The sequence below is a fragment of the Salinibacillus xinjiangensis genome (assembly GCF_009649735.1).
Lineage (GTDB): Bacteria > Bacillota > Bacilli > Bacillales > Alkalibacillaceae > Salinibacillus > Salinibacillus xinjiangensis.
On record NZ_WJNH01000001.1, the window covers coordinates 314215 to 327302 of the forward strand.

The following is a 13088-nucleotide window of genomic DNA, read 5'->3' on the forward strand; positions in this document are numbered from 1 at the left end:
TCCTTTTCCTTATTTTTATTAAGGCGGAAAAGCTGTTGTATTAGCATTAAACAAACGTTTGTTTAATTTTATATAGGCGCTTAGAGGGAGAACCCTTAGTCCTACCCTACTGCATATAAATTGCCTTCCTCGCCAATCGATCCGCATTCGGATTCTTCTTCTCAGGAATCCACTTAAAAAACACATGCGGAAAATGACTAATCTCCGTCCGTATCTTTTCTAAGTATGGTATGAACGTTTGGTTTTTCGTGAAATCACTTTCCACCACATCCACTACAATCTTGGAATCACAACGAAATGACAGAATTTCTCCAGGATAATATTCCTTACAAATCTCCAAAGCTTTAATTACCGCCATAAATTCCGCCTCGTGGTTTGAGAGTACACCCAATGGAAACGAAAATTCACTGATATCCCCTTGAGCTTTAATATAGACCCCAGCCCCACTCACGCCGGGATTTCCTTTGGATGCTCCATCTGTATAGACTTCAATCAATTTCCTGACTCTCCTTCTGCGTGTTTAGTAGTTCGATTATACCAATCTTAACTAGGGGGTGCATCCTTACTTTAGACGAGTGACAGACACCCTAATTTCTTGGTAAGATAATATCATTACTTACTTGCATCTTTTGGGGGAATACGTATGTCAAAAAATGAAGAATTAGACAAAGCAACAGGTGAACGTACGGTTCAGTCGTTGGATTTTAGATTAGGCGCGTTTGGGGCTGCTATTCCGCTCCTATTCTTTGTGATTTGGGCCATCACCATAAGTGTGCTCCAGCTCTCCTCTGAGGTGGGACTGGTTTTAGGTGCCTTAATTGGGCTGACACTTGGGCTGTTTTTTAGTAAAAGTAAATGGGAGGACTTTGCTCAAGGGATGTTTGATGGACTGGCACAGCCTGTTGGGGTCATTGCGATTGTGGCATGGTTTTATGCTGGAATGTTTGCGCAAGTCTTGCAGGTTGGCGGCCTAGTAGAAGGACTTGTCTGGATTGGGTCAATTACAGGACTTACTGGCGGCTTGTTTGTGGCCTTAACTTTTCTTTTAGCAGGAACATTCTCAACTGCAGTTGGAACAGGTTATGGAACAACGGTTGCCTTTTCCACTTTGATGTATCCGGCTGGCGTGGCTGTTGGGGCTGATCCTACTTTCATGTTTGCGGCGATTTTAGCTGGGGCCGTTTTTGGTGATAATTTGGCGCCTGTTTCAGATACGACAATTGTATCTGCTGTCACACAGGAGGCTGATGTTCCAGGGGTAGTTCGGTCGCGATTTAAATATGCGATTTCAGCGGCCATTCCTGCTACCATTTTGTTTGCAATTTTTGGTGGTGGCGGCATGATTCAAAATAACCAAGCAGCCATTGATTCCATGGCAGAATCAACCAATCCAAATGGTCTGATTATGTTAATTCCGTTCGCATTCGTGTTGTTTTTAGCCTTGAGAGGACACCATTTGCTCACATCCTTAACATGGGGAATCGTATCAGCTATCGTCCTGATTGTCGTTTTGCAAATTCAACCGTTAACTAAAATCTTAAACTTCAATCCTGACTCAGACGCGATTGTTGAAGGGGCATTGGTAAATGGGATGACCGGCTATTTTAATATGGCAATATTAATCCTATTGATTGTGGCGGCAGGGCATCTGTTAAAGTTAGGTGGCACGATGGATGTCATTACCAAAACCTTGATTAAATGGATTAAAAATTCGGTGCGGAGAGCAGAATTGGCTATGTGGGGACTTGTGGCGTTGTTAAATAGTGCAATCACCATTAATACAGCGGCCGAAATTGCAGCGGCGCCATTCGTAAAAGAACTTGGAACTAAGTATCGAATCCATAAATATCGTCGGGCTAATATGCTGGATGCTATCACTTCAGCATTAGGATATATTTTCCCATGGGGTGCACCTGTCCTCTTGGGCTGGTCTACGATTCAAACGATGAAGGAAACGTATGATTGGTTACCAGTTGTACAGCCAACATCCGTTTTCCCATTTGTATTCCAAGGCTGGTTCCTTGTCGTGATTATGCTTATAGCGGCATTGACTGGATGGGGATTACGATATGAAGGGAAAAATGGAGAGGAATTGAAAGAGCCACCACGGGATTAATAGTAGTTTAGGGAATGACATTCAACTTGTCATTCCCTTTTTAATTTGAATAGGACAAATTATCGTCCTCATATACTGAACAAAATACATCATTAGGGTGGTTTCGAAATGAAACATGTTAGACTCACTTATGATCAGTTGGTGGCTTTTCATTTGGAGGAAGTACCTGACAAAACTGCTCGTCATTATGCGGCAAAGTTGGAGAATGCCATAAATCCTCATATTATCGTTGAAAAAAGATTTGATAAAAAGTATAACGTCATAGGTGGTTTTAAATATGTATCAGCCTTGAAGTCAACGCAGAAAAAAGTGCCAACCCTTTGTTTTGTGGTCGGGCCTTTTAAATCCGAGGCAGAGAGAAAGCTTGCGATTTTACAGCAATGTATAACTGAGGGGGAAGATGAGCAATACAAGGAATTACTAATTTATGAGCTTATGCATGAGTGTGATTTAGATGAGTATGATATTTCGGAGGCTTTGGGGAAGGATGCTTTTAAGATTGATGAATATATGTACCAGCAAATCATCCCACGGACTTATTTGAAAAAAGCTATTGAATTAGGAATTAAGCCACTGATTCAGGCGATTTTCTTTAACCGATTAAATAGTTTTCAGGAAAAATGTCTGTTAACAGAATTAGCTTTAGTTGGAGACACCAGCCTCAGGGGATTCCATCTCCCTCAATACCGAAAGTACAGAGAAACATATATGCTGTTTGATGATTTTACCGAGGCAATCAATCAACTGCAACTAGCCCTACATTCCAAAAAATCCTGGCGCCACATTCCGCATCCAAGAACATACCCACCACAAGATAATTGGACTCATTATGAGATTTATACACTATATTCCTAGTGGGACGGAGGGACAGGTCCCTCGTCCCACTTCCCCTCCCTCCATCCTCACTCACTGAACGCGTTGGATCACACTTTTCGAAACCCCAGTTATCCTTGCTAACTGTCTAATAGATACTCCATTTAATGTTTTCAGCCTTGTTAATATAGCATTTCTACTCTCTTTATCCATCTTCTGTAACGAACTTGTATTAAAAACACCTAATTGCAACAAATATTCTCTCACCTCAATGTCAGACCTTCTTTCCCTTACCCTATCCTCCAAACATTGATCCTCATTCGTTTGCTTCATATACTCTATGTACATTTCAATTGCCTTTTTTCTATCTGGTGAAATATGGTTTAGCGCGAAATCTATATCTATTATATTGGTATGGTCAATATACTCATTCACACTTGTCCAACGACTACTGAAAACGTCCTTCACTAACCCTGCTTTCAATGGATTTTGATGAATATAACGTAAAACTGTGAAAAAGTAATCTCTGCTTTCCACACTTTCACTCTTAAACCGCTCCTGAAATAAATGTCCACTCCGCTCATATTTTTCGTTATACCAAAATACATAGCTCGAACTAATTCTTTTCATAGCAAGTGAGATTTCTTCCTCTACTTCCTTAATTAGTAGGTGGACATGATTATTCATCAAACAGTAGCTAAAAATTTGGTATTTAGATATTTCTTTGAACCTTGATAATGTTTCAAGAAATCTCCTTTTATCCTGGTAATCCTCAAAGATCGTTTGTTGATTCACTCCACGTAATATAATGTGATAGATACCACTACGACTCCTCTTTCTCGCGCTTCTTGGTATTTAAATCACCTCTATCATGTTGGATTCTACTACTTTATAACTAAAGATAATCACCTATGTGTTCAAAGTCAAAAGAGGAATTTTGCGATTCTAGTTTAAAAAACAAGGGTATTAGATAATTTTATAGGAGGATATTACCTTTTACTGTGTGAAATATGGGGAGAAACCTAAATTTGGGATCTTTTACCGAATTAAAAGGAAAGTGGGACGAGGGACCTGTCCCTACGACCCACTGAATATCTTGCCTGGGTTTAATAGTCCTTGGGGATCATACAGTTGTTTGGTTTGTTTCATGATGTTTAGGGCGGTGCCGTGTTCTGCTTGCTGAAATTTTATTTTTCCTAGTCCTACGCCGTGTTCTCCAGTGCAAGTGCCACCTACTTCAATGGCGCGGACAGCAAGGGCTTCATTCGTGTACTCAGCTCTTTTTCGTTCTTCCTCACTATCACGGTCGAACACAACAAGCGTATGAAAGTTTCCATCGCCCACGTGACCCCATATTCCACCTTTTAATCCACTTTCATCAACGAGCTCTCTTGCATAATCAACCAGTTCCGGCAATCGCGATATCGGGACACAGACATCGGCACCCGTTACATCTGATCCTTTCACATGGCTAAACGCATAGGTCAATTCATGTCTAGCTTTCCAAATTTCCTTTTGTTCAGTAGGGTTTTTAGCCGTATCCCAGTTGGAACAGCCTAGATCATTCATTAACTCTGCTATTAAGTCCACCTCGCCAATCACTGTATTTTTCGCACCCGCACATTCAATGAAAAGTGAATGTTTTTCAGGAAAATCATAACCATTTTGTCGGTTCACCTCAGCAATACTCGGCGCATCAATCAATTCCATGCGCATGACTGGAACACCGCTGTGTAAAATATTTTGGGCCGCAACTGTGCACTGCTCAAGTGTCTCAAAGGTGCATCTTGCCATCATTGTATATTCAGGAATGCCGTGTAAGCGCAGCGTAATCTCTGTAATGATGCCAAGCGTGCCCTCTGAACCAGCAAATAATCCGGTTAAATGGTAGCCAGATGATGACTTTTTGGCTCGTGTGCCTGTATGAATCACAGAACCATCAGCTAAAACCACTTCCAAATCTAGCAGCTGGTCTCGCATGGAGCCATAGCGAACAGCAGTGGTTCCACTTGCATTCGTGGCGACCATTCCGCCAATACTTGCATCTGCTCCTGGGTCTATCGGAAACATGAGTCCTTCTCGGTTTATGATTTTATTAAGCTCTAATCTAGTCATTCCAGGCTGTAAGGTAACAGTCATATCTTCTGGGGAAAAATCAATCACTTTGTTCATCTGTTCAAAATTGATAGATATTCCCTTTTGAATGGGAATGGCTTGCCCCTCCAACCCAGATCCTGTCCCGAAAGCTGTAACGGGTACATGATGAGTCCGCGCAACCTCCAAAATAGCTTCCACATCCTCACGATTTTCTGGAAAACAAACCACATCAGGTTCAACAGCCTGATGTGGAGATTCATCATGACTACATTTGTATAAAGCACTTTCGCTTTGACTGACTTTATTGCTGCCAAGCTTGTTTTTGAGTTCTGGTATATACATGAAATCTCCCTTTCTGTACAGGTAGTGGGACGAGGGACCTGTCCCTGTGACCCACCCCCATCTGGGACGAGGTGTCCCCACCGACCCGGTTAGTAGATGATGTGTGCGATTAGTGCGATGATGGGTAGTGAGATTATGGTACGTTCGACGAATACGAGAAATAGGTGCCAGATGTTGATTGGGATTTTGGAAATGATGAGGAGTGTCCCCATTTCCGTTAGATAAATCACCTGTACTAATGATAAGGCTCCTAGAATGAAACGTGTGATTTCAGCTTCGATTCCTGATGCCAATACAGCAGGCATGAACATATCAATAAAGCCCACGATGGTTGCTGGCGCGGCCTGTACAGCTTCTGGAATTTGCATTAGCTGTAAAAGGGGCACAATTGGCTTAGACAGAAATTGAAAAACAGTCGTGTATTCCGCAATAACGAGTGCAATGGTCCCAATGGCCATTACTTGAGGAATCAACACAAAGGCAATACCGAGAAAAATATTACTCCCTTGTTTGATCTGATTCTTTAAACTCCCTGCACTTTTAGCACGTTCAATCGCCTGTTGTAATCCCCATTTAAACTTGGACGTGTGGGTTGGTATTTTTTCACGAAATTTATTTTCCTTGAGGTACGTATCTGAAACCCTGGAAATCGGAGGGATTCTTGGAATAATAACTGCACTCACTATCCCCGCAATGACTACAGACAAATAAAATAGCGGAAACATGTGGTCAACCCCAAGCATGCCTGCAATGACTAGACAAAATGGTAGTGACACCGTTGAAAAACAGGTGGCAATAGCTGCTGCCTCCCGTCCAGTGTAGAAACCGTCCTGATACTGTTCACGCGTCACCACAACCCCAACATTTACATTTCCAATCCATGAAGCAAGTAAGTCAATAGTTGACCGACCCGGTAAGGTGAACAAAGGCTTAGTAACACCTCTAAGTAAGGTCCCAAAAAACTCCATAACCCCAAAGTTAATCAAGTAAGGCATCAAAAATGAGGCTACAAAAAACCAAACAATGAGGCTTGTCAGCAATCCAAACATGACTTGTCCAGTTAGTTCCGATCTGATGATATCAAAACCAGTGTTATAAAATGTCATAATAGAAAAAATAGTACCGATAACACGAGTCAGCATCCAAAACAAATTGACATCAAACAAGGACGTCATCAAGCTAGAATTTTGAATAAATGATGGCTTAAACAACGATGCGCTCACCGTAAATATAGTAGAAATAATCATTGTGATGGTCACAATCGCTGGTAACCAAGCACTTAATGTTTCAATTAAATATTCGGTGATAACACCAAGTGGGATGTTAAAGCTCCCACTTCCATCTAAAATCGGAAAAAGAAAAATAAATACGCCAAATAATGAGGGGATGACAAACTTTATGAGTCCTCTAAGGTCAATCCCCTCCTGAACCGGAATGTCGCTTTTGGTTTCCACTACATTTTTCAAGCACAAGACCTCCCAAATATTATTTTTTAACTTCTGCTAACACTTCATCCAAAACATCTAAACCATGATCAATTTGCTCTTTCGTTACGGATAATGGTGGAATCATACGAATAACTTCCCCCGCGTTCCCACATAGGTAAAAAAGAACTCCCTTTTCCAAGCAACGATTTAACACATCCATAACCAAATCTCCATCAGGTTCGCCTGTTTCGAGATTTTTTAGCGAAATTCCAATCATGAGACCAACACCACGGATATCATCGATTACAGGATATTTTTCCTTAAATGGTGCTAGCCGCTCAAGTGCATACTCTCCCATTTTGCGTGAATTCTCCAGAAGACTTTCTTCCTTGATGACATCCAACGAGGCTCTTGCAGCAGCACAAGCAATCGGATTTCCGCCAAAGGTTGTACCGTGAGACCCAAGCGGCCACTGGGACATTAATTCTTTTGACGCAACCGTTGCACTTAGTGGCAGACCAGCTGCAATTCCCTTTGCAATCGCCATGATATCGGGTTTCACATCAAAGGTTTGGGCTGCAAACCACTCTCCAGTTCGACCAAAGCCAGTTTGCACTTCATCAAAAATCAGAAGAATGCCGTGCCTATCACAGATTTCTCTAACCTTTTTCAGCCAAGACTTCGGAGGAATAATATAGCCGCCCTCACCCATAATAGGCTCAAGAATCATGCAAGCGACTTCTTCAGCATCTACTTTATGTTTAAATAACTCCTCAACATCCTTCTCTAATTTTTCTGGGAAAAACGCCTCAGGATCAACTCCATCTGGGCAATAGTCCGGATGCGCATATGGAAGCTGATAGGTAAGCCATGACGGCTGCTGATATTTTCGGTACTTACTTTTTGAAGTCGAAACACTCAATGACCCCATCGAACGACCGTGAAAACAGCCGGTAAAAGAAACGACATATGGGCGCTTGGTCACGTGTTTGGCAAGCTTCAAACCACCTTCAATCGCCTCGGTTCCACTATTCGCGAAGAAAAAGTTATCCAGTTTCGGCGGAAGGATTTCCTGTAGCTCCTCAGCCAATTTCATAATAGATTCATAGATAATAACCCCGGATGGCCCGTGTACCAAATGGTCTGCACTATCTTTGATTGCCTCCACAACTTTTGGATGACGATGCCCAACATTTTCAACTGCAATCCCTGATGTGAAATCCAGATATTTCGTTCCATCAACACCGTAGTAAAAACATCCCTCAGCCTTCACCACCGGCAGATTTGGATGATCCTTTGCCATACTAGGTGCTAAAAAATTTCCGATTGAGTCTACTAGTTTCACCCAATTTTGTTCTGCCTTCACCATTTTGAACTCTCCTTTATGCTAGATTGAATACTTTTTCATTTTTCTGACCACAGATGGTTGACTAATTCCTAATGCCTGGGCCATTTCTGTCGTTGTTTTATATTGCTGGCGTGCACGGCACGGGTTAAGACACGTTTTTCCACATTTTCCAAAATTTTCGTTAATGATCCCCCTTCAAATGCCAGTGAGTTTAATTCAGAATCTTGCTTACGATATTCTACTGGAAGGTCATCTACTGTAATAACATTCGACCCAGACTGAACCACCAATCTTTCCATGACATTATTCACTTCTAAATAATTTCCGCTCCACTCCATATGTAGCTTCATGGACAATCAAAACCCCTTTTATTCATGTAATTCTTATTATTCAAAATTGAATACCTAATGTATTAATATACATAATAACTTATACCATATACAAAAACAACAACAAATTTGGGACAGGGGGACAGGTACATTGTCCCTATTGTTAATACGCTAGACGCCCCCTTATAAACTTCAAGATTTTTTGCATAAAAAAAGTAGTAGTTCTCCCAAATTGTGAACTACTACTTTTACTAATTATTCTAGGGTATTAATCACTTCCCTATAGCCGACTGGGACAAGGGACCTGTCCCTCCGACCCGGTCTAGGATATTCGACAAAATACGGGCGGTGACAGGCACCCGCTCTTGATAGGTACCACATTCAAATCCGTTTATCCTTCTTCAAACACGTTTACAACCTCTCCACTTTGTGAATCCACATGTACTACAAGCCGCTTCCCTGTCAATCCTGGATTGTCCATCGAGAAATCCTTCGTATGAAACATCACAGCCCATATGTTGTCCGCTATAAAGTGGTCCTCTTCCACCACCCCAATGTCCTCGTTTTCTGTCAACCAGCCCTTGACCTCAGCATGCCCCTTTGCAGCAGATACTGCGTCTTTCTTAGATATGATGTCGGGAGCTGTACCTTGCACCATTACAGATTCCTTAATATAAAGGTTTTCTCCCTCTTCCGTCTGAAATGAAAGGGAAATCTCATATTCACCCTCTGGTGCATCTGTTTCTGTTGATTGGTTAATCCTAACGCGTGGCTCAAAAGCACTCGTTATAGTAAACTTTTCGCCCGGCCTAAATTCCTCAATATCATTTGGGTCATAAATATCTTGACAGCTTTCTGCTTTCGAATTGTTAATCAAATGCACACTACCATCCTTGGCAGCCCCACTAATCACAAAAGGAATACCACAACGCCCGTTATAATGAAGAGTTTGCCCGGATTCGTTCTTGAGTGTTGCCTCTACCTTGAGGCGGTCACCAGGTTGAAGCTCCACATCTGAAAATTGGGCGGTTAACTGAAGACCGTTCTGTATTTCTTCCATTTGTTTTGGTGTTGGGGGCTCTGCGTTAACAGGTGTTTGTGAGAATAAGTTCGTATAAATTATAAACGCGACAACTCCTAACAATGCAGTCGCCCCAAGTATACTAAATGATTTCAATCTTGCGTCACGCACCCTAATCCCCCTCAAAGGTTATTTATGTAGTTAGTCGTTTTAGTTGATGATTTGTTTCAGTATCCTTCATTTATTTTTTATCAAAATAAAAGAGTGTGCATGGCTAAGCGGAACTAATTGTACACCACTCCAACACTTGTATATCAACCCCTATGCCTCTCAATAAATTTTACAAAAATCGGCTTCTTTTCTATAACAGACCCTTATTAACAAGTGATTCCCTATAATCTATTTTTATCTCTCCCTCAACCATAGCATAACTGTCCATCAGCACCTCTAAGTTCATATACGGTGGAACCCTAAGCTGATGATTTCTATAATAACGAAAGCTGCTCCATCTATATTTCTCCGGGGCACCAACCATTTTCGCCTCCACCGGATTTAAATGTATGTATCGACTTACCTCAATCATATCTTCAGGAGTTCGTAGTACCTTGTCAAAAAACCGTTTTTCATAAACGTGCCCGGTGAAATTATGTTTGGAATTAAAATAATTCGCATGTCGCTTATTAATCAGTGCCATAATTTTTGAAATGGGGATTTCCTGTGATCGTAGTTGTAGATGGATGTGGTTACTCATGAGGCAATAGGCGGCAATCTCAAACGGGTATTGTTGATAAACCTTTTCAAGGATATACAAATAAACAAGAAAATCCTCCCGATCATAAAATAATAGTTCCCGTCGATTTCCGCGGCAAACAATATGATAAAAGGCGTCAGGTTCCCAAATTCTCTTCTTTCTGCCCATATCTTCACTCCATTATTGTAGACTTAGATATATTATAATCGTCCACAGAATTAATGTCATAGTAGGTAGAAATTCGTTACTACTTATAATTACGGGATAAAATGGAGAAATAAATAGATATAAAAGTGAATTTCACATTGGGTTATGAATTCAAAAGTTGAAAATGGTGAAATTTTTTCCGATCTTAACTTTAGCCTCAAAATAAAGAAGCGTACGAAACACTCTCCCTCACTTTTCGACAAAACCCGGGGCGTGACAGGCACTTCACAAACAGGCTACCACCATTAATTTCCACAAAAAACGACTTGGATTCTTTAAACCTAAGCCATTTTTTGCGGTATCAGCATTTAGCTATCATGAATTGAACAGTTCTTCCTCTATGATTTGTTCTAATTCATCCTTATAACGAACACCTTGAACGACTGTTTCACCAATCATAAAGGTTGGCACAGCCTGTATATCTGCCTCTGTATAAGCAAGTTGTAACGCCTTTTGATGTTCCTCTTTGTACTTTCTTGTTTGTAATGCGTCACGATATTCTCGTTTATTTAGACCCAATTCACCAGCTAAGCCTGTTAGCACCTCTATGTCCCCTATATTCTGTTCTTCCTGGAAAAAGGCCTTTAATACGCGATGATTATAATCATTCCCTTTCCCTTTTTCTTTGGCGTACTGATATCCTTCAAAGGCTAGATGAGTGTAGGGTTGCGGGGAAACTCTTGGCAACACGATGTTTACCCCAAACTGTTCTGCCATCGGATACACATAATTTTTCCATGTGGTTTGGAGATAATCCCCCTCAGGCTTTAACGTTTCATTTGGATATGGACGTAATTCAAATGGCATCCATTCTACTTCCACATCTTTTCCTTGAATCGCCTCATGAAGCGGAGCCTCCGCTATGAAACAGAATGGTCATACGTAATCAGAGTAGATTTTGATTTTAATGGGCATGGTTAATCCTCCTTACTTTATTACTATTATTGTCCTTAAGCATATCTTTATATGAATTAGTCAAACAAATGCAGATTATATCAAAACTCCCAACAGAGCGTTCTCTATTGGGAGTTAATACATTACTATTATTATATGACATAACCTGACAAAACCCGGGGCGTGACAGGCACCCCTGTTGTGGAAAAAAGCCTTACTGAAAATGTCACTAAGGCCTTTGATTTTATTAATCACGTTTAAATATATCCCTAGTATAAACCTTATCCTCCACATCAATAATCCCTTTTTCTAACCTGTTTGAAACGATTATATCAGTGATTTGCTTGAACTCATTCAGATCATGAACAACTTCACACCCTTGAAACTCATCACCCTCTAATACTGGCTCATAAATCACAATTTTCACACGAACTTTCTTGAGACGTTCCATCACACCTTGGATGGCAGATGCACGGAAGTTATCGGAATTAGTTTTCATGATTAGGCGGTAAATCCCAACAGTATTTGGTTTTTTCTCGATAATTTGGTTCGCGATATGGTCTTTACGTGTATCATTCGCCTCAACAACTGCACTGATTATGTTGTTTGGTACACCATCAAAATTTGCCCCCAACTGCTTAGTATCTTTTGGTAAACAGTAACCACCATATCCAAAAGAAGGATTGTTATAGTGGTTACCAATTCTTGGATCTAGACCGACGCCCTCAATCATCTCTTTAGTATTTAATCGGTTTATTTCCGCATATGTATCTAATTCGTTAAAGAAAGCAACACGCATGGCTAGATAAGTATTTGAAAATAATTTAACTGCCTCTGCCTCTGTCGAATTGGTGTATAAAATCGGAATTTCTTCTCTAATTGCCCCCTTTACTAACAACTCGGCAAATTTCTTTGCTCGATCAGACTTTTCCCCTACTATGATTCTAGATGGGTAAAGGTTATCATATAACGCTTTACCCTCCCTAAGAAATTCTGGGGAAAAAACAATATTGTCAGTTCGAAATTTCTTTTTAATTTCTTTTGTATAACCTACCGGGACAGTGGACCTTATAATCATAACAGCATTTGAATTAATACCTAACACCTGATCAATCACTATTTCTACCGTTTTTGTATCAAAATAATTTTGTTCAGAATTATAGTCAGTAGGAGTTGCAATAATGATAAGCTCTGCATTTTGAAAAGCTTCCAATGGATCCGTAGTAGCTACTAAATCTAAATCCTTTCTAGTCATAAATTCTGCTATTTCGGTATCAACAATCGGGGATTGTTTATTATTAATAAGATCAACCTTTTCTTGATTGATATCATAAGCAACTACCTTATTATGTTGAGCGAGTAAAATGGCGTTTGATAAACCTACATAGCCGGTACCAGCAAATGCAATTTTCATTGTTTGCACTTCCTTTTTAGTAGATTCATAAATTTCAACATATCGGATAATCACAATATTAACCTCGCAAAGAATATAACATGTTCATTTGTAAATTACAGTAGGTATAATATTAAGTTTTCTTAAATACCCTTTCACAAAGAAATGAATTTTTATTACCTATTTTCACTTGATTTACCCTTAATACAAAAGGCATCCTCATATAAAATAACCACCACAAAAATAAGAGGAATTAAACTAATACAAAAAATACTTCTGTCGCCAAATATCAGCGAAGGAAGTAGTGAAACGGAGAGAAAAACGCCTCTACTTTGTTTTGTTGTATAGCC

General features: G+C 40.3%; 13 protein-coding genes. 2 read left to right on the forward strand and 11 right to left on the reverse strand.

Annotated elements, in window-relative coordinates; all coding sequences use genetic code 11:
• Positions 1 to 106: 106 nt before the first annotated feature.
• A complete protein-coding gene (locus tag GH754_RS01420; protein ID WP_153726947.1) occupies positions 107 to 496 on the reverse strand; it encodes a ribonuclease HI family protein in 390 nt (129 codons plus the stop codon).
• 147 nt (positions 497 to 643) lie between these two features.
• Here GH754_RS01420 and GH754_RS01425 point away from each other — a divergent pair, with 147 nt between their 5' ends.
• Complete coding sequence (locus tag GH754_RS01425; protein ID WP_153726948.1) at positions 644 to 2116, forward strand: Na+/H+ antiporter NhaC family protein; 1473 nt, start codon at positions 644 to 646, stop codon at positions 2114 to 2116.
• Between the two features lie 108 nt (positions 2117 to 2224).
• Entirely contained in the window at positions 2225 to 2971 is a 747-nt protein-coding gene (locus GH754_RS01430; RefSeq protein WP_153726949.1) for a hypothetical protein, read from the forward strand.
• A 51-nt stretch (positions 2972 to 3022) separates the two neighbouring features.
• On the opposite strand, the gene GH754_RS01435 is transcribed toward GH754_RS01430, so the two are convergent.
• The 10 genes from GH754_RS01435 to GH754_RS01475 form a co-directional block, all read right to left on the reverse strand.
• Positions 3023 to 3784, reverse strand: a complete 762-nt coding sequence (locus GH754_RS01435; protein WP_323741821.1) for a transposase — start codon at positions 3782 to 3784, stop codon at positions 3023 to 3025.
• Positions 3785 to 4006: 222 nt separating this feature from the next.
• Positions 4007 to 5368, reverse strand: a complete 1362-nt coding sequence (locus GH754_RS01440; RefSeq protein WP_153726950.1) for an FAD-binding oxidoreductase — start codon at positions 5366 to 5368, stop codon at positions 4007 to 4009.
• An 89-nt stretch (positions 5369 to 5457) separates the two neighbouring features.
• Positions 5458 to 6834 carry a YjiH family protein gene (locus GH754_RS01445; RefSeq protein ID WP_153726951.1) on the reverse strand — a complete coding sequence of 459 codons (1377 nt, stop codon included), beginning with the start codon at positions 6832 to 6834 and terminating at the stop codon, positions 5458 to 5460.
• 19 nt (positions 6835 to 6853) lie between these two features.
• Positions 6854 to 8164 carry an aspartate aminotransferase family protein gene (locus GH754_RS01450; RefSeq protein ID WP_153726952.1) on the reverse strand — a complete coding sequence of 437 codons (1311 nt, stop codon included), beginning with the start codon at positions 8162 to 8164 and terminating at the stop codon, positions 6854 to 6856.
• Between the two features lie 18 nt (positions 8165 to 8182).
• Positions 8183 to 8248, reverse strand: coding sequence for a hypothetical protein (locus GH754_RS20040; protein WP_228550111.1), 66 nt, complete (start codon positions 8246 to 8248; stop codon positions 8183 to 8185).
• Positions 8233 to 8493, reverse strand: a complete 261-nt coding sequence (locus tag GH754_RS01455; protein ID WP_153726953.1) for an AAA-type ATPase lid domain-containing protein — start codon at positions 8491 to 8493, stop codon at positions 8233 to 8235. Before GH754_RS01455 ends, GH754_RS20040 begins: the two co-directional genes overlap by 16 nt.
• A 370-nt stretch (positions 8494 to 8863) precedes the next feature.
• Positions 8864 to 9664: a hypothetical protein gene (locus tag GH754_RS01460; protein ID WP_153726954.1), complete on the reverse strand. Its 801-nt coding sequence runs from the start codon at positions 9662 to 9664 to the stop codon at positions 8864 to 8866.
• A 190-nt stretch (positions 9665 to 9854) separates the two neighbouring features.
• Positions 9855 to 10412: a transposase gene (locus tag GH754_RS01465; RefSeq protein ID WP_228550092.1), complete on the reverse strand. Its 558-nt coding sequence runs from the start codon at positions 10410 to 10412 to the stop codon at positions 9855 to 9857.
• Between the two features lie 354 nt (positions 10413 to 10766).
• On the reverse strand, positions 10767 to 11366 hold the full coding sequence (locus GH754_RS01470; protein ID WP_153726955.1) for a DsbA family oxidoreductase: 600 nt from the start codon (positions 11364 to 11366) through the stop codon (positions 10767 to 10769).
• Positions 11367 to 11592: 226 nt separating this feature from the next.
• Positions 11593 to 12759, reverse strand: a complete 1167-nt coding sequence (locus GH754_RS01475; RefSeq protein ID WP_153726956.1) for a nucleotide sugar dehydrogenase — start codon at positions 12757 to 12759, stop codon at positions 11593 to 11595.
• Positions 12760 to 13088 lie beyond the last annotated feature (329 nt).